Origin of the sequence: Rhodococcus sp. UFZ-B548 (assembly GCF_903819475.1) — a bacterium.
Classification (GTDB): Bacteria; Actinomycetota; Actinomycetes; order Mycobacteriales; family Mycobacteriaceae; genus Rhodococcus_F; species Rhodococcus_F erythropolis.
This window is the reverse complement of record NZ_CAIJDS010000040.1, coordinates 13,069-34,521: the sequence shown is the minus strand read 5'-3', so window position 1 is coordinate 34,521 and position 21,453 is coordinate 13,069. Positions and strand designations below refer to the sequence as shown.

The following is a 21,453-nucleotide window of genomic DNA, read 5'->3' as shown; positions in this document are numbered from 1 at the left end:
TTTGCCCGACGCGGACCCGTCACTGAACGAGCAAGAGCTCGAGCAGCAGTACGTGACGATGTTGTACTCCCGTCTCGACGATCTTCGAAAGTATGCCCAAACTCGCTTGAGCACGGTCCTCCTCGAGACCGGCGGAACCCCGCAAGCACGCAGTGAACGCGAATCCTTCAATGCCATGTACACCGAGGATCTCGCCAAGTACGACGCAGCCGAGAACGGAATGTGTTTCGGACGCATCGACTTCGACGACGAGCGACGCTACGTCGGCCGACTCGGCATTCTGGACACCGACAACGACTACGAAACGCTACTGCTCGACTGGCGAGCTCCGATGGCACGCCCGTTCTATCTGGCGACGCCCGCGGCACCTGAAGGCGTGAAACGACGACGCCATATCCGCAGTCGGAGCCGAACAGTCACCGGAATCAACGACGAATACCTGGACCTCGACGCTGCCCGAGCCGCCGGCGTGGTGACCGAAGCCGGCGGCGTCGCCGGTGAGAGCGCACTCCTGGACGCTCTGAACGCAGCGCGTACGGGTCAGATGAACGACATCGTCGAGACCATTCAGAGTGAGCAGGATGCCATCATCCGCTCCGAGCACAAAAGCGTTCTGGTGGTCCAGGGCGGTCCGGGTACCGGCAAAACCGCGGTCGCCCTTCACCGTGCCGCGTTCCTGCTCTACACCTACCGCCAGCAACTGGCCAAGGCCGGTGTTCTCATCATCGGGCCGAATGCGACGTTCCTCGACTACATCAGCCAGGTCCTTCCTTCACTCGGTGAGACCGGAGTTCTGCTCTCGACGATCGGGGACCTGTACCCCGGAGTGCGTGCGACTCGTACGGATTCCCTCGCCGCCGGTGAGATCAAGGGTTCCCTCGCGATCCTCGACGTACTCAAGAACGCCGTCCGGGATCGGCAGGAAGTCCCGTCGAAGCCGATCACCCTTCGATTCGACACGTACGACTTGAAGCTGGATCGCAAGACTGTCACGAAGGCTCGCGGACGTGCTCGGTCGTCGCGTCGCCCACACAACCTGGCGCGCCCGATCTTCGTGGCAGCAGTCATCGAGGCGTTGGCACTGCAGATGGCCGAACTCATCGGCGGCAACCTCATCGACGGCGGCTCACTCCTCAGTCGGGACGACATCGCCGACATTCGCGACGAGATGCGTGAGGACGCGGACATCATGTCCGCCATCGGAAAGCTGTGGCCTGAATTGTCGCCGCAGCAAATCCTCGCGGAACTGTGGACCTCTCCGGCAAGGTTGGCCAAGGCAGCGCCGCAACTCGACGACGCCCAACGCGACGAGCTTCTGCAGAGCGTCGGACCGGGTTTCAGTGCGGCAGACGCTCCCCTCCTCGATGAACTGGCCGAGATCCTCGGAGTCGACGATGCCGCGGAACGCGAACGCGCACAACGTGAATGGCGCGCGCAGATCGCCGACGCCCAGGGCGCCCTCGACATCCTCACCGGCTCTGCACCACAGGATCTCGAAGACGAGATGGACCCCGAGATCTTGATGGCGTACGACTTGATCGACGCCAGCCAACTCGCCCAGCGCCACGATCAGGGCCAGCGCCAGACCACGGCAGAACGCGCTGCCGGCGACCGAACCTGGACCTACGGTCACGTGATCGTCGACGAAGCCCAAGAGCTCTCCGAAATGGCGTGGCGAATGTTGATGCGGCGCATACCGAATCGCTGGATGACGTTGGTCGGCGATACAGCTCAGACCGGTGATCCCGCGGGAACCTCGTCCTGGCAGAAGATTCTCGAGCCTTACGTCGCCAAGCGCTGGAAGCTCACTGAACTGACCGTCAACTACCGAACTCCCTCGGAGATCATGGATGTCGCGCACCGTGTGCTCGAAGAGATCGACCCGGAGCAATCCGTGCCCCGGTCGGTACGCGACAGCGGATTCGCGCCGTGGGCACTCAAGACCACGGCCGAAGAATTGGAATCGACCGTGCGCCGTTGCATCGAGTCCGAGTCGCATCCCGGTATCACCGCAGTGATCGCCGGTTCCGAGGTCGTTGCCGATCTGGCGGGCATTGCGAGTGAGACCGTAAGTGTCCTGTCGGTCAAGGACGTCAAGGGACTCGAGTTCGACACCGTGTTGATCGTCGAACCTGCCGACATTCTCGACGAGTCACCACGCGGAATGAACGACCTCTACGTCGCGTTGACCCGCGCTACCCAGAGGCTCGGCATCATTCACGTCGAGTCGCTCCCCGCGGTTCTCGACGGCGTCGCGGCAGCAGAGTTGGCCTTCGATTCGTGAGCCTCACGGAGTAGGTTCGTGCGTGACACCACGAATCGTGGTGTCACCCCATTTTGTGTCGACGACTGAAGGAATGACCCCTCGTGCTTGGCCTGCCCGCAAGTTCCGCCGCACCCATCCGCAAGATCGCTCGCGTGGTGATCGGTGTCGGGATGCTTGCAGCGGTGACAGCTGGTTGTTCAGAGGATGATTCGAGTTCAACGGCTGCTGCAGGAAGCGACGACATCGCTGCCGTTGCTGCCGCACCGACCGAAAAACCGGTAGACGATGCCGAACGGCTGCGGGCGGCGCTCGCGTCTACGGGGGTCAAGCCCGCCTTTTCCGACGACATGTTGCAGGCGCTCGGTGACGGCGTCTGCCAGCAACTCGCGGCCGGCACGGATCGAGCGATGATCATCGCGAATCTGCGGACGGTATCGCTGAACGGCGCGAGCGAACCGATGGTCACCACCGGAAACGACTCGGCCGCATCGACAACGCCCCCCAGCGCCGATCAGCTGGCTGAAGTGTTCGTCGATGCGGCCGAGGCCGACTACTGCCGGTAGGTCAGCGAACGGTGTGCACGATCAGGACATCGGATGTCGCCTTGCGCGCCGCATCGGAAGGCACCGATCCGAGCAGACGCCCGGTCAGTGTGTTCAATCCGCGATTTCCGACGACCAGCAAGTCACCCTTGACCTCGTCGAGCAAAGCGAGAAGCGATTCGACGGGAGCGCCGACGATAGCGCGCTCGACAACATCCTTTGCACCCTGGGCATGTGCGCGCTCACGAGCGGTGCGAAGGATCTCGTAGGTCGGAGCGGAACCGGTGACCTGGTAGGCCTCGTTACCCAACGCATCAGCGGCAGCGCTCACGTCCTTGGGATCAGCCGGGTAGTACGCACACGCGATGACGAGCTGAGCGTCCGAGCCACTGGCAATGGCGGCAGCTCTGTCGACTGCCTTCAGTGACGACTCGGAGCCATCGGTTCCTACGACAACGGTCCGGTAGGCACTCATTCATTCCTCCATGGTTACGGGACGGACGGTACGGCCGGCACCGGGCGCAACGCTGTTGCGCCCGCTCGACAACCGCTGCGCTGACATTAGCGGGATTGTGCCGCGGATAGTGTTATTTGCAGTACACGCCACAAGCCCACAATGAATGTGATTCTTCGTCACAGACACATTTGTGCGGCGGTGACCACTCAGCGAAGTTTGCCGAAGCGGGGCCCGAACAGCGCCGCCGGAAAAACTTCCTGCTCGACCAGGGCGGTACGCCACGGCGTCGCCAATTCCAGCAACCGCTTGGCACCCTCCTCACCCAGCGCATCCCACGGAGCCAAAGCGAGGTCGTCAGTCAGGTCTTCGACGACGTCACGCAGTTCCTGCCCGTCCTCGGTCAGTGCACCGGACGAACGATCCAGCAGTTCGCGGTCCTTCAAACTCTCGACGGCCTCGTCCCACTGTTCCTGCGACCATCCGCGGCGAGTCTGCGCGAACTTACGCTGAAACCCGATTCCCGTCGCGGTGTGCGTGATCAACGCGTCCAGGCCGTTCAATCCCGCGGTCTGAAGAGCCGCAATGTGGCCGTCGCCGCGATACTCACGCAGCAGTGTCAGCGCGTGCCAGAAACGCAGGTGCGGTTCGGTCGGCCAGTCGAGCGACGCCCAACCCGCGTACAGGGGGCGGCCGTCCACTCCGGGGATGTTCTGAGCCGCGATCGACACGAGTTCGGCGGCCTCGGCCATGTCTGCCGATCCTGTCACGTCCGCACCGAACAGGCGGACGTACGCCGCGTCGATTGCCCGATACCGCGCGGCGACAACCTCTGTGGGCCTTGCCAATTCCCAGGCACGTGGGATGACGCTGGCGATCAGTTCGGGATTGAAGTTGAAGAAGGTGGCCGTGACGACAGTCGCCGGTGGAGCGCCGAGCGGTGCTGATCGCCCCGCGAAGTACACCATTCGGCCGGGCTCCAACCCGACGCCGACAAGCTCCTTCTCCGTCTCCGGGACGAAGTACGCCAACGAGTGGAGAAGTTCGAGAGTCCGCGCGGTCTTGCCTGCAGTCTGTGCATCCATACCTGAAACCGTAGCGGTCGAGAGCACGAACCCACGCGAGGCGACCTACTTGAGACCCGCGGCGTCCATCCCTCGGAGCTCCTTCTTCAAATCCGAGATTTCGTCTCGCAATCGCCCAGCCAACTCGAACTGAAGATCGCGCGCAGCGTTCATCATCTGGTCGGTGAGTTCCTTGACCAGATCTGCCAATTCGGCCCGAGGCATCGATTTGGTGTCGCGCCCCTCGTACACACCCGCACTGACCGCACGACCGGCCTCACCCTGCGCACGCCGACCACGCGTCGCATTGCGACCCGAACCACCGACGTCCACGGACGCCGCAGTGTCCTCTGCCTCCTCGTACACCTGATCGAGAATGTCCGCGATCTTCTTGCGTAGAGGTTGTGGGTCGACGCCCATCTTCTCGTTGTAGGCGACCTGCTTCTCGCGCCGCCGCTCGGTTTCCTCGATGGCCTGCGCCATGGATGCGGTGATCTTGTCCGCATACATGTGCACTTGACCGGACACATTTCGAGCCGCTCGACCAATCGTCTGAATGAGGCTGGTGGAGCTACGGAGGAAGCCTTCCTTGTCTGCATCGAGGATCGCGACCAGCGACACCTCGGGGAGGTCGAGTCCCTCACGCAGGAGGTTGATGCCGACCAACACGTCGTACTCGCCCAGGCGGAGCTGCCGGAGCAGCTCGACTCGCCGGAGCGTATCGATATCCGAGTGCAGATACCGGACGCGAATTCCGAGTTCGAGAAGGTAGTCGGTCAGGTCTTCCGACATCTTCTTGGTCAACGTCGTGACCAGCACACGCTCGTCACGTTCGGCACGCTCACGGATCTCGTGAACGAGATCGTCGATCTGCCCCTTGGTGGGTTTGACGATGACCTCGGGATCGATCAATCCGGTCGGGCGAATCACCTGCTCGACGAACTCACCGCCGGACTGACCTAACTCGTACTTACCGGGCGTCGCCGACAGGTAGACGGTCTGACCGATCCGCTTACTGAATTCTTCCCAAGTCAGAGGGCGGTTATCGGTTGCCGACGGTAGCCGGAATCCGAATTCGACCAGGTTGCGCTTGCGCGACATATCGCCCTCGTACATGGCGCCGATCTGCGGAACGGTCACATGTGACTCGTCGATGACCAGCAGGAAATCTTCGGGGAAATAGTCGATCAAAGTTGCGGGGGCAGTTCCGGGGCCACGGCCGTCGATGTGGCGCGAGTAGTTCTCGATGCCGGAGCAGAATCCGACCTGCTTGATCATCTCTAGGTCGTACTGCGTTCGCATGCGCAGACGCTGAGCTTCGAGAAGCTTGCCCTTGCCCTCGAGTTCCGCGAGCCGCTCTTCCAGTTCCGCCTCGATGTCCTTGGCTGCACGCTCCATGCGTTCAGGACCGGCGACGTAGTGCGTCGCCGGGAAGATGCGAACCGTGTCGACCTGGCGAACGATGTCCCCGGTCAGTGGATGTAGGTAGTACAGCGCCTCGATCTCGTCACCGAAGAATTCGATGCGGACCGCCAGCTCTTCGTAGGAAGGAATGATCTCGACCGTGTCGCCGCGCACGCGGAACGAACCTCGCGTGAACGCCATGTCGTTGCGGTTGTACTGAACGTCGACGAGCAGACGGAGGAACGCGTCGCGCGGTACCTCGACACCGACGTCGAGCTGAATCGAGCGATCGAGATACGACTGCGGTGTACCGAGGCCGTAGATGCACGACACCGAGGCCACCACGACCACATCCCGTCGTGACAGAAGGCTGGACGTTGCCGAGTGGCGAAGCCGCTCGACGTCGTCATTGACCGACGAATCCTTCTCGATGTAAGTGTCCGTCTGGGCGATGTACGCCTCGGGTTGGTAGTAGTCGTAGTACGAGACGAAGTACTCGACCGCGTTGTTGGGAAGCATTTCCCGAAGCTCGTTCGCGAGCTGAGCCGCCAAGGTCTTGTTCGGAGCCATCACCAAAGCCGGGCGCTGCAGCTTTTCGATCAACCACGCTGTTGTCGCGGACTTACCGGTACCGGTCGCACCGAGGAGGACAACGTCCTTCTCTCCCTCATTGATCCGTTTTTCAAGCTCGGCGATAGCTGCCGGCTGATCGCCTGCCGGTTCGTACGGGCTGACGACCTCGAAGCGCGCGTCTGAGCGCTCGATGTCACCAACCGGCCGAAACTCGGAATGCGCGACCACGGGATGTTCGGAAGCAAACGCCATGAAACCAGGGTAGGCGCACCCACCGACACAATGCCTGCTCGTCCGCGTTCAGCCGAAAATGCAGTTCGGCGGTAGGTTCTTCGACCATGAGCGAGGAACGTCCCCACATTCACCGGCCGAAGGTCGAAACCTTCGACATCGCAGCTCGCACCAACGTCGATCCCAAGGGTTTCGTTCGCCCGGTCGAGCACTACCGCGAAGAACCGTGGGGGCTGTACATGGCGCGCCACGCCGACCATCCCCGGTTTCACTACCTGGAGTCCTGGATCATTCCCGAACTCGGAATTCGAGCATCGATTTTCCACTTCACACCAGAGCATGTCCGCGACTGGGATTTCTATGTCGACATCGGCGACTTCATCCGCGGCGAGCATGTCTGGACCTCCGAGGACCACTACCTCGACCTGATCGTGCAGACCGGACACAGCATCGAATTGCTCGACGTCGACGAATTGCTCGAGGCGAACACCGCCGGGATTCTCGACCCGAAGACGTCAGAGCGCGCGATGCTGAACGCGGCCCGCGCTATCGACGGCATCGCCGCCCACGGTCACGATCTCGACGCCTGGCTCACCTCGGTGGGCATGCCGGTCACGTGGCGCTGAGCAGTTAGAGGGACCAGCCTGATTTCTCGGCCCACTCCCACGCCCGGTGGAAAGCGGCGTCGAACCACGGCGTCTTGACGCCCAGGTAGGCGTCGATCGCAGCGGCGTAGTCGTCGATGCCTGCGGCACTCTCGGCTGCCTTGACCTTGAGTTCGGCATACTCGGCACGCGCCGACGCATCGGCGCGAAGCCAGTCGCGGAAGAGGATCGCGAACTGCTGACCGGGCCAACCGTCCACCCGAATGTGAATGTTCGCGCGGCGCCCTGGATCGGCACTGCCGTGAATCCGCTTTGCCCACACCGCCGGATCGGTTTCACCACCGAGGTACGACGGTTTCGGGTCGTCGGCGACGATGTGCTCGATCCGGGGGAACCCGGCAGCGGCCAGATCTTCCGCGAGGTCGTCGGCAACGCCGAGGTGCTCGACAGTGATCTGAATGTCGATCACGTCCTTGGCATCGAGACCAGGCACCGCGGTCGATCCGATGTGATCGATACGGCGCGCGCGGTCGCCGGACGCCAGCGACAACCGGCCGATGATCCGTTCGGCCTGTGCCGGCCACGACGGGTCAGCTGGAGCCAGCTCCGGCAGTGCACGTACTACCGTGCGCTCGCGGAGGTTCTTCTCGAAAGGTACAAGTCGATTCGCCCACAGGTCACGGACCACGTCGTCGAGTGAACCCGGCTCTCCGCTGTTGTCGAGCCACACGTCGGCAACCGCACGACGCTGATCGTCATGTGCCTGCGCTGCGATGCGCGCACGAGCGTCGGATTCCGGCATGCCGCGTGAGCCCACCAAACGTCGAACTCGTTCCTCCTCGTCGACGTAGACGATGACGACCAGGTTGAACGCCGGCGCCATCGAACCCTCGACCAATAGCGGAATGTCTTGAACGAGCACTGCATCCGACGGTGCAGACGAGATCTGCTCCATCGTCCGCGCACCGATAAGTGGGTGAAGGATGCCATTGAGAGTTCCGCGTGACGTGTCGTCGGCAAACGCCAACGAGGCCAGCGCGGGGCGGTTGAGGCTGCCGTCCTCGGACAGAATCCCGTCGCCGAATGCGTCGACCAGAGCGGCAAGGCCAGGAGTACCGGGCTCGACCACTTCTCGGGCGATCAGGTCGGCATCGACGATGACGGCTCCCAGTTCGCTGAGGATTTTCGACACTGTCGACTTACCGGCTCCGATGCCTCCAGTGAGGCCTACTCTCAACACACTCGACAGTCTCTCATCTCCGCGCCCGAGAGATTGAGACACGCCTACCGATCGAACACGCCGAGGCGTTCGAGGCTCAAATACCACAATTTCGGTGACCGTGCGGTTATGTTCTAGCGAACGCACCTGTACCTGCACCTTCTCGAGAAAGTGGACGCCATGCGAGCAGATCGCGACCATCACGGTCAGCACCGCCTCGGAATGCCGAACGGCGTGCACTGCATAGAGTTTCCCGAAGTTGCTTTTGCCCTGGCAGAGCACCGTCGTACGTGGTTCACGATGCTCGTGAGCCAAGGCCGACACAGCTTCGCATCGATGCGTAAGCGCACAGCCGAAGCGACCGCCACCTACTGGGTGCCTGCTCCCGCAAACTGAGTTTTTTCACGAAGTAAAAAATGACCGGCAACCCTACGGTGCCGGTCATTTTTGCGTTCACTCACTGAATTCTTCGCGTGCCACTGATACCTGACCGAGAAAGAACCCCGCCCCTGCAAGTGCAGGGACGGGGTTCTTCACAGATCTCGCTTGATCAGATCAAGCGGTAATCCTTATGCGTTGCCCGACAGCTTCTCGCGAAGTGCGGCGAGCTGCGCATCGCTGGCAAGCGATCCGCCAGCGGACTCTGCCGGAGCGGAGCCGGCAGCAGCCGGAGCCTCAGCATCGTCTGCAGCAGCCGTCTCCGAGGAGTAGCCGGCAGCAGCGGTGGCAGCCTCAGCGGCCTCGTCTGCAGCGGTCTTCTCCATCTGAGTGGTGTGCATCTTGTGGCGACGCTCAGCCTCGGCGTAGCGGTTCTCCCACTCTTCGCGCTGCTTGTCGAAGCCCTCGAGCCATTCGTTGGTCTCGGGATCGAAGCCCTCGGGGAAGATGTAGTTGCCCTGCTCGTCGTACGAGTCGGCCATGCCGTACTTGGACGGATCGAACTCGGCGTTGTAATCCTCGTTGGCCTGCTTCAGCGACAGCGAGATACGACGACGCTCGAGGTCGATGTCGATGACCTTGACGAGTGCATCGTCGCCGACGCCGACAACCTGGTCCGGAACCTCGACGTGGCGCTCAGCGAGCTCCGAGATGTGAACGAGGCCTTCGATTCCCTCTTCGACGCGCACGAATGCACCGAACGGAACCAGCTTCGTGACCTTGCCGGGCACGATCTGGCCGATGGCGTGCGTGCGGGCGAACTGACGCCACGGATCTTCCTGCGTTGCCTTGAGCGACAGGGAGACGCGCTCGCGGTCCAGGTCGACGTCGAGAACCTCGACGGTGACCTCGGTGCCGACCTCGACAACCTCGGACGGGTGATCGATGTGCTTCCAAGACAGCTCGGAAACGTGAACCAGACCGTCTACGCCGCCCAGGTCCACGAATGCACCGAAGTTGACGATGGAGGACACGACGCCCTTGCGGACCTGGCCCTTCTGGAGCTGGTGCAGGAATTCGCTGCGAACCTCGGACTGAGTCTGCTCGAGCCATGCGCGGCGCGACAGGACCACGTTGTTGCGGTTCTTGTCGAGCTCGATGATCTTGGCCTCGATCTCCTTGCCGACGTACGGCTGGAGGTCGCGGACGCGACGCATTTCGACGAGCGAAGCGGGGAGGAAGCCACGAAGACCGATGTCAAGGATGAGGCCGCCCTTGACGACCTCGATGACGGTGCCCTTGACGGCCTCGTCCTTCTCCTTGAGCTCCTCGATGGTGCCCCAGGCACGCTCGTACTGAGCGCGCTTCTTCGACAGGATCAGTCGACCTTCTTTGTCCTCCTTGGTGAGGACGAGAGCCTCGACCGCATCTCCCACGGAGACGACCTCGTTGGGGTCGACGTCGTGCTTGATGGAGAGCTCACGAGAAGGGATGACACCTTCGGTCTTGTAACCGATGTCGAGCAGAACCTCGTCGCGGTCGACCTTGACGATGGTTCCTTCGACGATGTCACCATCGTTGAAGTACTTGATCGTGGCATCGATGGCGGCGAGGAAGTCCTCGGCGGAGCCAATGTCGTTAATGGCAACCTGCGGCGAGGTGACGGTTGTGGAGGGCATATGTTGAATTGCTCCGGACGAGTTGTGGTCGGTTGATGGATTTTGTCGGACGAGATGCGCAACTGTGGCGTACAAATGTTGGAAGTACTTTTGTGAAGTACTAGATCGAAGTACCCAGCTGCATCAATAACGAACAACCGAATACCGGATCACATCCCACACCACGGAAGCGCACCGCGAGCTCCCTCGGTCCAACTGATTCCGAGACCTTGGTAAAGATCCCGTATAGACAATCAGTCGGATGACAGACACTCGCGTGAGTAAGACTACGCGTCGGCTATCTTGCCGGGCAAACCCGGGTACCCTGCGCCCGCATCGCCCGTTCTACTGTGTTGTTCATGTCTGACGAGCGCCATGCCGCCGCCAATTCCATTCTCGGCACCAGCGGTGTCGGCCGGGTCCGTGTCGATTCCAGTGCCAGCGACCGTGCCAGCCGTGCGTGGTGGGACGCCGACGCCGACGATTACCACCGAACCCACGGCGAGTTTCTGGGCGTGAACAGCGCGGAAGGTGAATTCGTCTGGTGCCCCGAAGGGCTGCACGAGGGCGATCACCACTTACTCGGCGACATAGTCGACAAAGACATATTGGAAGTGGGTTGCGGCTCGGCGCCGTGTGCCCGATGGCTCGCCGGACACGGTGCTCGGGCCGTCGGTCTCGACATCTCGATGGGGATGCTCGCCCGCGGGCAGGACGCGATGAATGCCGGCGGACCGGCAGTCCCGTTGATTCAGGCAAGTGCGGAACTCCTGCCATTTGCCGACGAGAGTTTCGACATCGTCTGTTCTGCGTTCGGCGCCGTCCCGTTCGTTGCCGATTCGCAGCGAGTGATGAACGAAGTCGCCCGGGTTCTGCGTCCCGGCGGATCGTGGGTCTTTGCCGTCAACCATCCGATCCGATGGATCTTCCCCGACGATCCCGGGCCGAAGGGCTTGACCGCGACCCTCCCCTACTTCGACCGCACCCCGTATGTCGAGGTCGATGACAACGGAGTCCCCACCTACGTCGAGCATCACCGCACCATCGGCGACCGGGTTCGTGAGATCGTCGCGGCCGGACTTCAGGTGCGCGACATCATCGAGCCCGAATGGCCGGAGTGGTTGGACCGCGAATGGGGACAGTGGAGTCCCCTGCGCGGCCAACTCTTTCCGGGCACTGCAATTTTCAGCGCCGTCAAACCCTGACGGCTACAGCAGCTTCGACAGGAACGCCTTGGTCCGATCGTGCTGCGGATTGGCCAGGAGTTCCCGGGGCTCGCCTGCCTCGACCACAACTCCCCCGTCCATGAACACCAACTGATCTGCGACCTCGCGGGCGAAACCCATCTCGTGGGTGACGACCACCATCGTCATGCCTTCTTTGGCCAATTGCTTCATCACAGTGAGAACTTCACCGACGAGTTCGGGGTCGAGCGCGGACGTCGGCTCGTCGAACAGCATGAGCTTCGGGTCCATCGCGAGAGCGCGGGCGATGGCAACTCTTTGCTGCTGACCACCCGACAACTGGGCCGGGTAGGCGTTGGCTTTGGCGCTCAACCCGACCTGATCGAGGAGGTCCTTCGCTCGTTCGACAGCCTTCTTCTTACTGACGCGCTTCACCTGCGTCGGCGCTTCGATGATGTTCTCGAGAGCGGTGCGGTGCGGGAACAGGTTGAAGTGCTGAAACACCATCCCGATGTCGCGGCGTTGTTTGGCCGCTGCTCGCGGGTGGAGTTCGTACAGTTTGCCGTTCTTCTCCGAGTAACCCACCAGGTCGCCGTCGACGTACAGTCGGCCGGCGTTGACCTGCTCGAGGTGATTGATGCAGCGCAAGAACGTCGACTTGCCCGACCCGGACGGACCGACCAGGCAGAGGACCTGGCCAGGGTCGATTTCGAGCGAAATCCCTTTCAGAACCTCCAGTGCGCCGAAGTTCTTACAAACTCGGTCTGCTTTCACCATGGGTGTCATTTGCGTTCTCCTCCGGGGGTATCCGGAAGCGTTTCCACTACCGTAGCTTTTCCTTGCGCGTCGGCCAGTGCCTGAAGCTGGCGTGTGGTCAGTGCTCGGGTTGCGCCCTTCGAATAGTGACGCTCGACGTAGTACTGCCCGATCATGAGCAGACTCGTGATCGCGAGGTACCACGTTGCCGCCACCATCAACAGGGGAATCGGCTCGAAGTTGGCGCCCGAGATATCGCGCGCTCGACCGTACAACTCGAAGCTGTAAGGGACCGCCGTCACGAGCGAGGTGGTCTTGAGCATGCTGATGACTTCGTTACCGGTCGGCGGAATGATGACGCGCATCGCCTGCGGTAGAACGGTTCGGCGCATCGTCTGACTCCACGTCATACCCAATGCAACAGATGCTTCGGTCTGGCCCTCGTTGACCGAACTCACGCCGGCACGGACGATCTCGGCCATGTATGCAGCCTCGTTCAGTGCCAAACCGATCACCGCAAACAGAAACGCTGCCTGCAAGTCCTGGAGATTGATGTGCGCAAACTGATGTACGAAGGGAATACCGAGATCGATGCTCTTGTAGATCGACGGGAACAGGCCCCAGAAGACCAACTGCACGTAGACAGGGGTTCCTCGAAAGATCCACAGATAGCCCCAGGCCGCGGCACGAAGCACCGGGTTGGGAGAAAGTCGCATGACTGCCAAAATCACACCGAGGACGATCGCGATCACCATTGCCAGCACCGTCAGCTGGATCGTTGTCCACGCACCAGCGGAGATCCGTTTGTCGAACAGATACTGACCGTAAGTCCCCCATGCAAAGGCTTCGTTGGTCGCCGCGCCGTAAACGAACAGTCCGAAGAGGACCACGACGACGACCGCGGCAATCCAACGACCAGGTCTGCGTAGTGGAATCGCCTTGATCGGCACCGGATCGCCGGTCTGAGTTGTTGTCATGTTCATCAGCTTTCCGCGCCGTTGATCTTGGATACTTCGATGACGCCGGCCTCGACACTCCAGGTCTGCGCGATCTGTTGATAGACGCCGTTGTCGATCAGGTACTGCATTGCCTGCTGCAGAGCGGGCCCAAGGGCGGAACCCTTCACGATCGGCCAGCCGTACGGCGCCGAATCAAAGGGTTCTCCGGCAGCTTCCATCCGGCCCTTGCTCCGTTTGATCGCATAGCCGGTCACTGGCGAATCAGCGGACAGCGCGTCGACTCGACCGAGGATGAGCGCGTTGGCCGCGTCGTCCTGGCTGTCGTACTTGATCTTGTCGATCGGGGGCTTGCCCTCGGCCACGCATGCCTCGCTCTTGGCAGGCACCTCGTCGATGTCCTCGGTGGTCGTGGTCTGCACCGCCACCCGAAGCCCGCATGCGTTGTTCGGATCGACTGGCTTGTCCGGCCGTTGCGCCCACTGGATACCTGCGCTGTAGTACGTGACGAAGTCGACCGTCTTCTCGCGTTCCTTGGAGTCGGTGAACGAAGACATGCCGAGGTCGTAGCTTCCCGACTGGATAGCGGGGATGATCTTGTCGAAGTCGGCTTGGTTGAAGACAGCTTCGACACCGAGCACGGCGGCAACGGCATTCATCAGGTCGACGTCGAAACCGACGATGTTGCCGTCCGCGTCCTTGAATTCGTTTGGCGCGTACGGAATGTTGACGCCGACCTGCAGCTTGCCCGAATCCGTGACCTTGGACGGCAGAAGTGCGGCGATCTCGGGCACCTTCTGGACATCAAGTGGCGGCCCTTCCGGAACGAGACCCTCGTTGTTGGTGACACATCCGCCGCACAGTGCGACGATCAAGCCCACCAACAGGACTCGCACCACGTTGGTGCGGATACGCCCGCCACTGCTCGAGCCATAACCCACGCCACGTGGCCTTGGTGCCCGTGCGTTTTCATCGACCACGACTCTGCTCTCCACTCGTCGATCGCCGCACTTGCAACGTCCATCCGAAATTCAGTCGAACGGTAGGTTACGGCAGGAGTTCCACCGTCGCCGACTTCGCAAGATTCCGGCCTGTCGTACAAGAATCAGCGACGCAGAGTGTGTGCGTACACGACTTCGGAAAATTCGCTGGTCGATGCCAAACCGCCGAGGTCCGCGGTCGCGATACCCGACGCGATGGTCGTGCGAACCGCGTCTGAAATGCGGCGTGCCGCCGCAGACAACAACCGATCTCCCCGCGCATCACCGAGCCAGTCGAGCATCATCGCACTCGAGAGGAACAGTGCCGTCGGGTTCGCCCGGTTCTTCCCGGCGATGTCGGGTGCTGCACCGTGCGCAGCCTGAGCCATGACCTGCGTCTCGGAAGCGTTGATCGACGGCGCGGTTCCGAGTGAACCGGACAGCTCACCCGCCAGATCCGACAAAATGTCGCCGAACATGTTTTCGGTCACCACGACGTCGAAGTCTCCGCCGCGTCGAACGAGGTGCGCCGCCATCGCGTCGACGTGCTCGTCGTCGACGACTACGTGGGGGTACTCCGCGGCGACGGTTCTGCAGGCGTCGCGGAAGAGGCCGGTGGTCAGTGTCAGGACGTTGGCCTTGTGGACGATCGTGACGTGATTGCGCCGACGCGACGCCAACGCGAAGGCAGTGCGTGCGATCCGTTCGCATGCAGCGCGGGTGAACACACCGACGGCCAGGGCGATGTCTGGCGTCGGCATGAATTCGCCGCTGCCGACTGCCATGTTCCGATCCGCGTACAACCCCTCGGTGTTCTCGCGGACGATCACCAGATCCATGTCGGGGACCATCGCCTTGACGCCGGGGAACGCTGCTGCCGGTCGGATATTCGCGAACAACTCGAACTTTTTCCGGATGACGCCGCCGGGGGTGAGTTGTCCGCGAAACCTCTCGGGATACGACGCGCTGTCATGGGGTCCGAGGATCCATCCTTGCAGCTGCCCCAACGCATCGATGGTTTCGTCGGGAATTGGCGTGCCGTGAGTGTCGATGGCCGTACTCCCGAGCGGAAGCTCGACCCACTCGACGGGCGGAGCATGAACCGATGACAGCGCCGCATCCACGATCTGCCGTGTCGCCGGGACGATTTCGTGGCCGATTCCGTCGCCGTGCATGAGTCCCAGCCGCATGGCCGGAGTACCGATTGCGCTCGCACCTGTCATCAGGCAATCATTGCTCACCATGGTCCAGTCGGTGGAATTGCTCCTCGATCCGGTGAGTGAGTCGGCAGTGCGAGCACAATGGCAGCTTCTCGCCGACGCCGGATTACCGAGTCAGGCCTCTCATCACAGCCCGTCCAACCGTCCGCACATCACGCTGTTCGTCGCCCGTGAGATCCCCGCGGAGATCGACGAACTGTTGGTGCGGCGCTTCTCGGCCCCGGACTTCGAGGTCCGGCTGGGTGGCTACGTCGTGTTCGGCGGCAAGCAGATGGTCTTGGCGCGCTCGGTTGTTCCTTCGCGTGCACTCCTTCACCTGCACCGAGAAATAGCCGAGTCAACAGTTGGCTCGACGGCACTTCCCGCCCACGTCGAGCCCGGCGCGTGGACGCCTCATGTGACGCTCGCCCGACGCGTCGAACCTGCACGTCTGGGTGAAGCCATCGCCCTGCTGGGCACCGACGTGATTCAAGGACGCAGCGGCGGGATCAGGCGCTGGGACGGCGAACAGAAGACGGAATGGTTACTGACACCGCCGGTGTGACAGAGCGGGTTGCACGTCGGGTCACCAGGATTCCCGCGATCACCGCCAGCGCACCAACCGGCTGATTCCAGCCAACGCTTTCGTCCAAGACTATTGCGCCGAGAGCGACGCCCACCACTGGACTGAGATAAGTGACGGTGGACGCCGCAGTCGGCCCCCACCCCTGAACGACGTTGGTGTTCCAGATGAATGCGAGCCCGGTCCCCAGTGCGCCCAGAGCGATCATCGACAGGACAACTGCCGGCGTGAGGTGCATCGGCGTGTTTGCGACGACCGGAGAGGCCAGAACCATCACGAAAGCACCGATACTGATCTGCACAAGCGCGACCGTACGAGTGTCGACGTCGAGAGGAAGCACGAAACGCCTGAGGTAGACAAACGAAATCCCGTACGACGCAGTCGCTCCCAGGCAAGCGACCTGAGCACTCACACTTCCGCCAACGCCGAGATTCCACGGCGCCAACACGATCAGCACCCCACCGAATCCGAGAAGCAACCCCAGCGACTTGTATCGCGTCAGCGTCTCCCCCGGCAGAAAGGCAAGGGAGACAGCCATAGTCATCAGTGGCGTGGTGGCGTTGTAGATGCTCGCGAGTCCCGAGGACATGTTTTGCTCCGCCCAACTGAACAGCAGCCACGGAACGATGCATTGCGTCGCTGCGAGAAAAGCCAGGTGCTTCCAGACACGAAATTCCCTCGGTAGGCCGATCCGGCTGACCGCTGACACGAGAACCAGCGCGAGCGCACCGAAGACCAAGCGCCACAGAACTACCTGCGTGAAGGACAGACCTTCGAGCCCGATCTTCATGAAGAGGAAACTGGCTCCCCACACCACCGCAGCTGCGGTGTATTGAAAGGCCAGACTTGCCCTCAAAGGGTGAAGTCTCCGTGCGGACTGACGTCGTGACGAGTGTCGGGCGTTCGGCCGGCAAGAGCTAGTACGTTCAGGACCAGTAGGACCAAGAGGCTGACGACGATGATTGCCATGTGTCCAGCCTGACGGAATGTCCCACGTGGCAGTAGTGGCAGAAAAGCCAGACTTGGACGATTTTCTGCCACTTTCCCGTTTTTCTGTCACACTCGAAAGATGCTCGCGAAAGTGGTGGTCCCACTGATGCCGATGACCGAGGCGTTCGAACTCGGCGTGGCATGTGAAGTCTTCGGCTTCGACCGATCCGACGACGGCCTCCCCACGTACGACTTCTCGCTGATCGCCGCAGTTCCGGGCCCGATCCGAACGCGGTTCGGTTACAACATCGATGTTCCGTACAACCTCGATTCTCTCGACGACGCCGACCTCATCGTCGTTTCCGCCGGCGGAACCTACGACGCCGGCGACGCGTACATGTGCTCACCGAGTCCCGATTCGAGTGTCGATCCCCTGCTGGTCAAACTCAACGAGGCCGTAGCCCGGGGCGCCAAGGTGGCGAGCCTGTGCACCGGAGCGTTTGTCCTCGGCGCGGCTGGACTACTGGACGGAAGGCGATGCACGACGCATTGGCGGCACGCAGAGAGGCTTGCCCAGACGTATCCGGAAGCCAAGGTCGATCCGGACGTGTTGTACGTGGACGAAGATCCGGTGTTCACCAGCGCAGGCACCGCGGCAGGAATCGATCTGTGCCTGCACATCGTGCGAAAGGAACAGGGTTCTCGTGTCGCCAACGGCATCGCGAGAAGGATGGTGGTGCCACCCCACCGTGACGGTGGGCAGGCCCAGTACGTCGCCACTCCCCTCACCTCGACGCCGAGTGCAACCCTTGCCCCACTCCTCGACTGGATGACGGAGCATCTCGCCCTCGACCTCACTGTCGGAATGGTCGCGGCCCGAGCGAACATGTCCGCTCGCACATTTGCCCGCCGTTTCCAAGCGGAAACGGGAACAACTCCCGCCCGCTGGCTCAGCGATCAGCGAGTACTGGCCGCCCAGCAACTCCTGGAGAATTCGGACCTCTCCGTCGATGTCATCGCGGAACGCGTCGGTTTCGGCGGCGGCGCCGTGCTTCGCCAGCACTTCATCCGGCTTCGCTGCACCACGCCCCAGGCCTACCGCCGGACGTTTCGGGCGACCGAGAACGCAAGCTGAAATCGGCTCAGGGAAGAATCAGCGGTTCCGGGGCGTTGCACACACCAACAGCCCGCACAATGGAAAGGACCCCTGTGGCCACCCAGACACTCACCCAGCAGAACTTCGACGAAACGATCAACGGCAGCGACGTCGTCCTCGTGGACTTCTGGGCCTCCTGGTGCGGCCCGTGCCGCCAGTTCGCACCGACGTTCGAAGCCTCTTCGGAGAAGCACGCCGACGTCGTTCACGCCAAGGTCGACACCGAGGCCGAGCAGGGAATCGCAGCGGCCGCCAACATCCGCTCCATCCCCACGATCATGGCCTTCCGCGAAGGCGTACTCGTGTTCAACCAGGCCGGCGCTCTTCCCGCCGCTCAGCTCGAAGAGCTCGTCACTCAGGTCAAGGCACTCGACATGGACGAGGTCCGCAAGCAGATCGCAGAGCAGACCGCATCAGCTGAATAGCGAAAAGAGCGCGCTCCGAATCGAATTCGATTCGGAGCGCGCTCTTTTCGTAGCCAGACTGTCTTGACGCCGACTCAGTGAGCCGCGCTGTCCCAGCTTCGACCGGTTCCCACCGAAACATCCAGGGGTACCGACAACTCGATGGCTGTGGCCATCTTGTCCTTGACCAGTGCGGTGACTTCCTCCAACTCGGAGGCGACCACTTCGAGCACCAATTCGTCGTGCACCTGCAACAGCATGCGCGACTTCAATCCGGCTTCGGCGAGAGCCTTCTGAACATTGATCATCGCGACCTTGATGATGTCGGCTGCGGTGCCCTGGATCGGCGCATTCAGGGCAGCACGTTCGGCCACCTCACGACGCTGACGGTTGTCGCTGTTGAGGTCCGGCAGGTAGCGACGACGACCGTAGAGCGTCGAGGTGTAGCCGTCCTTACGTGCCTGCTCGACCACCGCGTGGAGGTAATCCCGCACGCCGCCGAAACGAGCGAAGTACGCATCCATCTGCTGCTTCGCTTCTTCGGTCGAAATCTTCAACTGCGACGCCAATCCGTAGGCACTGAGCCCGTAGGCCAGACCGTAGGACATCGCCTTGACCCGGCGACGCAGTTCAGGAGTTACCTCTTCGATCGGTACACCGAATGCGCGCGAGCCGACAAAGCTGTGCAGGTCCTCACCGGTGTTGAATGCCTCGATCAGCCCCTCGTCGCCTGACACGTGCGCCATGATGCGCATTTCGATCTGGCTGTAGTCGGCAGTGAGCAGAACGTCGAACCCCTGCCCGACTACGAATCCGTCGCGAATCTCGCGCCCCGCGTCGTTTCGCACCGGGATGTTCTGCAAGTTCGGATCGGTCGACGACAGACGTCCGGTCGCGGCGACCGTCTGGTTGAACGTCGTGTGAATGCGTCCGTCTTCGGCCACGGCCTTGAGAAGACCGTCGACGGTCACCTTCATACGCGTCGCATCACGATGCGCGAGAAGGTGTTCGAGGAACGGGTGTCCTGTCTTGTCGAACAGACCCTGCAACGCCTCGGCGTCGGTGGTGTAGCCCGTCTTCGTCTTCTTCGTCTTGGGCATGTCGAGTTCTTCGAACAAAACCACCTGCAGCTGCTTCGGCGAACCCAGGTTGATCTGCTTGTCGATCACCTCGTACGCGGAGTTTGCGGCGTCGGCGACCTGGGAGGCGAAACGGCTCTGAAGATCGTGCAGATGCGCGCTGTCGACGGCAATGCCGGTGGCCTCGATCTGAGCGAGCTCGATCGTCAACGGCAGTTCCATGTCGGAGAGGAGCGACTTGGACTCGATCGACTCCAACTCGGTGTCCAGTGCAGCTGCCAAGTCGAGAACGGCCTGAGCGCTGAGCATCGCGGTCTCGGCTGCTTCGGCATCGAGCTGTTCGGTGTCGTCGAGCAGTGAAAGCTGTTCCTGGCCGGATGTTTCGGCGCGCAGTTCACGCTTGAGGTAGCGGAGCGAGAGGTCGTCGAGATTGAAGCTGCGCTGGCCCGGCCGGACGAGATATGCGGCCAGAGCAGTGTCGCTGGTCAGTCCACCGAGCGTCCAACCACGCCCACGCAGAGCATGGATCGCCCACTTGGCTTCGTGCAGCGCCTTCGGCTGCGATGCATCGGCGAGCCAATCACCGAGAGCTGCTTCGTCTTCCGGTGTTGCCGTCGACGCCGCGATGTATGCACATTCACCGTCGGAGGCCGCGATCGCGAGTGCAGTGACGTCGCCGGCAAACGGAGTTCTGGTTCCGAGCACCGTGACGCCGTGACGCTCACCGGTTCGCGCGTGGGCGTCGAGCCACGCGGCAACCGCACCCGGGGCAAGTGCGTCGCCGCTGACCTCGAACCCTTCCTCTGCTTCGGGCTCGGACGACGACAGGGTCGCGAACAGTCGATCGCGGAGAACCTTGAACTCGAGATCGTCGAACAACGCATGAATCTTCTCGCGGTCCCACGGGGCCAACACCAACTGCTCGGGCGTGTACAGCAACGGAACGTCGCGAACCATCTCGGTGAGCTGACGATTGAGCAGGACGTTTGCAAGGTTCTCGCGTAGCGAGTCGCCTACCTTGCCGCGGACCTTGTCCACGTTGTCTACCAGTCCCTGCAGGTCGCCGTACTCACGGATCCACTTGGTAGCGGTTTTCTCGCCGACGCCGGGGATACCGGGGAGGTTGTCACTCGGGTCGCCGCGCAGGGCAGCAAAATCCGGATACTGCGACGGAGTGAGGCTGTACTTCTCCTCGACGGCCGTCGGCGTGAATCGGGTGAGCTCCGAGACACCCTTCTTCGGGTAGAGCACAGTGACGTTGTCGGTCACCAGCTGCAGCGAGTCGCGGTCGCCGGTCACGACGAGAACCCGGTATCCGAGTGCCTCCGCCTGCGTGGTCAACGTGGCAATCACGTCGTCGGCCTCGAAACCTTCCTCGGCCATGACCGGGATGCCCAGCGCGCCGAGAACGTCCTTGGTGATGTCGATCTGGCCCTTGAATTCGTCCGGAGCCTTCGCGCGCTGCGCCTTGTATTCGGGGAACAGGTCGGCGCGAAACGTCTGACGCGACACGTCGAAAGCCGCGGCCAAGTGGGTGGGCTGCTCGTCACGAAGAAGGTTGATCAACATCGACGTGAAGCCGTACACCGCGTTGGTGGCCTGCCCACTGTGTGTCTTGAAGTTCTCTGCAGGCAGCGCATAGAAGGCGCGAAATGCCAACGAATGCCCGTCGAGAAGCATCAGAAGAGGGCGATCGTCCGCCTTGCCGGTGGTGCCGGCTGAAGCGGTGGACGTGCTGGACCGAGTTGTGGTTGCGGGGCTCACGGTTCATCAGTCTAGGGATCGCGACCGACATCGACGCCTTCGCCGTTGTTTACGCAGGAACAGACACA

The 21,453-nt window shown here is 62.0% G+C and carries 19 protein-coding genes; 8 read left to right on the top strand and 11 right to left on the bottom strand.

Annotated features, from left to right (window positions below):
- The first annotated feature begins 1 nt into the window (after position 1).
- Complete coding sequence (locus H7C86_RS26445; RefSeq protein WP_070797305.1) at positions 2 to 2,284, top strand: ATP-binding domain-containing protein; 2,283 nt, start codon at positions 2 to 4, stop codon at positions 2,282 to 2,284.
- 83 nt (positions 2,285 to 2,367) lie between these two features.
- Positions 2,368 to 2,829: a DUF732 domain-containing protein gene (locus tag H7C86_RS26440; RefSeq protein ID WP_020969734.1), complete on the top strand. Its 462-nt coding sequence runs from the start codon at positions 2,368 to 2,370 to the stop codon at positions 2,827 to 2,829.
- Position 2,830: 1 nt separating this feature from the next.
- Here H7C86_RS26440 and H7C86_RS26435 read toward each other — a convergent pair whose 3' ends face one another.
- The 3 genes from H7C86_RS26435 to uvrB all read right to left on the bottom strand — a co-directional run bounded on the left by H7C86_RS26435 (position 2,831) and on the right by uvrB (position 6,555).
- Entirely contained in the window at positions 2,831 to 3,283 is a 453-nt protein-coding gene (locus tag H7C86_RS26435; protein ID WP_019748627.1) for a universal stress protein, read from the bottom strand.
- Between the two features lie 188 nt (positions 3,284 to 3,471).
- Positions 3,472 to 4,347 (bottom strand): SCO6745 family protein, encoded by an 876-nt coding sequence (locus tag H7C86_RS26430; protein ID WP_029538185.1) that lies wholly within the window; start codon positions 4,345 to 4,347, stop codon positions 3,472 to 3,474.
- 45 nt (positions 4,348 to 4,392) lie between these two features.
- On the bottom strand, positions 4,393 to 6,555 hold the full coding sequence (gene uvrB, locus H7C86_RS26425) for an excinuclease ABC subunit UvrB (RefSeq protein ID WP_019748629.1): 2,163 nt from the start codon (positions 6,553 to 6,555) through the stop codon (positions 4,393 to 4,395).
- A gap of 86 nt (positions 6,556 to 6,641) precedes the next feature.
- On the opposite strand from uvrB, the gene H7C86_RS26420 reads away from it, so the two are divergent.
- Positions 6,642 to 7,160 (top strand): DUF402 domain-containing protein, encoded by a 519-nt coding sequence (locus H7C86_RS26420; RefSeq protein ID WP_069147187.1) that lies wholly within the window; start codon positions 6,642 to 6,644, stop codon positions 7,158 to 7,160.
- A 4-nt stretch (positions 7,161 to 7,164) separates the two neighbouring features.
- On the opposite strand, the gene coaE is transcribed toward H7C86_RS26420, so the two are convergent.
- The gene (gene coaE / locus H7C86_RS26415) at positions 7,165 to 8,379 is read right to left on the bottom strand and encodes a dephospho-CoA kinase (RefSeq protein ID WP_021334024.1); all 1,215 of its coding nucleotides are present in this window, start codon (positions 8,377 to 8,379) and stop codon (positions 7,165 to 7,167) included.
- 159 nt (positions 8,380 to 8,538) lie between these two features.
- Between coaE and H7C86_RS26410 the strand changes: the two genes are divergently transcribed.
- Positions 8,539 to 8,754: a hypothetical protein gene (locus H7C86_RS26410; protein ID WP_003944056.1), complete on the top strand. Its 216-nt coding sequence runs from the start codon at positions 8,539 to 8,541 to the stop codon at positions 8,752 to 8,754.
- 173 nt (positions 8,755 to 8,927) lie between these two features.
- Here the strand turns inward: H7C86_RS26410 and rpsA are convergent, their stop codons facing one another.
- Positions 8,928 to 10,415, bottom strand: coding sequence for a 30S ribosomal protein S1 (gene rpsA / locus H7C86_RS26405; protein ID WP_019748632.1), 1,488 nt, complete (start codon positions 10,413 to 10,415; stop codon positions 8,928 to 8,930).
- A gap of 338 nt (positions 10,416 to 10,753) precedes the next feature.
- On the opposite strand from rpsA, the gene H7C86_RS26400 reads away from it, so the two are divergent.
- Positions 10,754 to 11,599: a class I SAM-dependent methyltransferase gene (locus H7C86_RS26400; protein ID WP_007728737.1), complete on the top strand. Its 846-nt coding sequence runs from the start codon at positions 10,754 to 10,756 to the stop codon at positions 11,597 to 11,599.
- A 3-nt stretch (positions 11,600 to 11,602) separates the two neighbouring features.
- On the opposite strand, the gene H7C86_RS26395 is transcribed toward H7C86_RS26400, so the two are convergent.
- The 4 genes from H7C86_RS26395 to H7C86_RS26380 all read right to left on the bottom strand — a co-directional run bounded on the left by H7C86_RS26395 (position 11,603) and on the right by H7C86_RS26380 (position 15,493).
- Positions 11,603 to 12,364: an amino acid ABC transporter ATP-binding protein gene (locus H7C86_RS26395; RefSeq protein WP_019748634.1), complete on the bottom strand. Its 762-nt coding sequence runs from the start codon at positions 12,362 to 12,364 to the stop codon at positions 11,603 to 11,605.
- Complete coding sequence (locus tag H7C86_RS26390; protein WP_042952004.1) at positions 12,361 to 13,317, bottom strand: amino acid ABC transporter permease; 957 nt, start codon at positions 13,315 to 13,317, stop codon at positions 12,361 to 12,363. Before H7C86_RS26390 ends, H7C86_RS26395 begins: the two co-directional genes overlap by 4 nt.
- Positions 13,317 to 14,189 (bottom strand): ABC transporter substrate-binding protein, encoded by an 873-nt coding sequence (locus tag H7C86_RS26385; RefSeq protein WP_024487476.1) that lies wholly within the window; start codon positions 14,187 to 14,189, stop codon positions 13,317 to 13,319. The genes H7C86_RS26390 and H7C86_RS26385 overlap by 1 nt, the downstream gene beginning before the upstream one ends.
- Positions 14,190 to 14,395: 206 nt before the next feature.
- Entirely contained in the window at positions 14,396 to 15,493 is a 1,098-nt protein-coding gene (locus tag H7C86_RS26380; RefSeq protein WP_021334021.1) for an isocitrate/isopropylmalate dehydrogenase family protein, read from the bottom strand.
- On the opposite strand from H7C86_RS26380, the gene H7C86_RS26375 reads away from it, so the two are divergent.
- Positions 15,459 to 16,034: a 2'-5' RNA ligase family protein gene (locus H7C86_RS26375; protein WP_223257901.1), complete on the top strand. Its 576-nt coding sequence runs from the start codon at positions 15,459 to 15,461 to the stop codon at positions 16,032 to 16,034. The two genes, H7C86_RS26380 and H7C86_RS26375, sit on opposite strands and share 35 nt — an antisense overlap.
- On the opposite strand, the gene H7C86_RS26370 is transcribed toward H7C86_RS26375, so the two are convergent.
- Complete coding sequence (locus H7C86_RS26370; protein WP_182262519.1) at positions 15,979 to 16,908, bottom strand: DMT family transporter; 930 nt, start codon at positions 16,906 to 16,908, stop codon at positions 15,979 to 15,981. The genes H7C86_RS26375 and H7C86_RS26370 overlap by 56 nt on opposite strands.
- Before the next feature lie 213 nt (positions 16,909 to 17,121).
- Between H7C86_RS26370 and H7C86_RS26365 the strand changes: the two genes are divergently transcribed.
- Together H7C86_RS26365 and trxA are read left to right on the top strand one after the other, a co-directional pair.
- Positions 17,122 to 18,117, top strand: a complete 996-nt coding sequence (locus H7C86_RS26365) for a helix-turn-helix domain-containing protein (RefSeq protein ID WP_182262518.1) — start codon at positions 17,122 to 17,124, stop codon at positions 18,115 to 18,117.
- Between the two features lie 74 nt (positions 18,118 to 18,191).
- A complete protein-coding gene (trxA, locus tag H7C86_RS26360) occupies positions 18,192 to 18,563 on the top strand; it encodes a thioredoxin (protein ID WP_003944106.1) in 372 nt (123 codons plus the stop codon).
- 74 nt (positions 18,564 to 18,637) lie between these two features.
- Here trxA and polA read toward each other — a convergent pair whose 3' ends face one another.
- Positions 18,638 to 21,385, bottom strand: coding sequence for a DNA polymerase I (polA, locus tag H7C86_RS26355; protein WP_182262517.1), 2,748 nt, complete (start codon positions 21,383 to 21,385; stop codon positions 18,638 to 18,640).
- Positions 21,386 to 21,453 lie beyond the last annotated feature (68 nt).

What these genes read in the sequence shown, in the direction of transcription:
- H7C86_RS26435 (WP_019748627.1), bottom strand. Translation starts at nt 3,283, where the DNA reads ATGAGTGCCTACCGGACCGTTGTCGTAGGAACCGATGGCTCCGAGTCG.
- H7C86_RS26430 (WP_029538185.1), bottom strand. Translation starts at nt 4,347, where the DNA reads ATGGATGCACAGACTGCAGGCAAGACCGCGCGGACTCTCGAACTTCTC.
- uvrB (WP_019748629.1), bottom strand. Translation starts at nt 6,555, where the DNA reads ATGGCGTTTGCTTCCGAACATCCCGTGGTCGCGCATTCCGAGTTTCGG.
- H7C86_RS26420 (WP_069147187.1), top strand. Translation starts at nt 6,642, where the DNA reads ATGAGCGAGGAACGTCCCCACATTCACCGGCCGAAGGTCGAAACCTTC.
- H7C86_RS26410 (WP_003944056.1), top strand. Translation starts at nt 8,539, where the DNA reads ATGCGAGCAGATCGCGACCATCACGGTCAGCACCGCCTCGGAATGCCG.
- rpsA (WP_019748632.1), bottom strand. Translation starts at nt 10,415, where the DNA reads ATGCCCTCCACAACCGTCACCTCGCCGCAGGTTGCCATTAACGACATT.
- H7C86_RS26400 (WP_007728737.1), top strand. Translation starts at nt 10,754, where the DNA reads ATGTCTGACGAGCGCCATGCCGCCGCCAATTCCATTCTCGGCACCAGC.
- H7C86_RS26395 (WP_019748634.1), bottom strand. Translation starts at nt 12,364, where the DNA reads ATGACACCCATGGTGAAAGCAGACCGAGTTTGTAAGAACTTCGGCGCA.
- H7C86_RS26390 (WP_042952004.1), bottom strand. Translation starts at nt 13,317, where the DNA reads ATGAACATGACAACAACTCAGACCGGCGATCCGGTGCCGATCAAGGCG.
- H7C86_RS26375 (WP_223257901.1), top strand. Translation starts at nt 15,459, where the DNA reads ATGGCCGGAGTACCGATTGCGCTCGCACCTGTCATCAGGCAATCATTG.
- H7C86_RS26380 (WP_021334021.1), bottom strand. Translation starts at nt 15,493, where the DNA reads ATGACAGGTGCGAGCGCAATCGGTACTCCGGCCATGCGGCTGGGACTC.
- H7C86_RS26365 (WP_182262518.1), top strand. Translation starts at nt 17,122, where the DNA reads ATGCTCGCGAAAGTGGTGGTCCCACTGATGCCGATGACCGAGGCGTTC.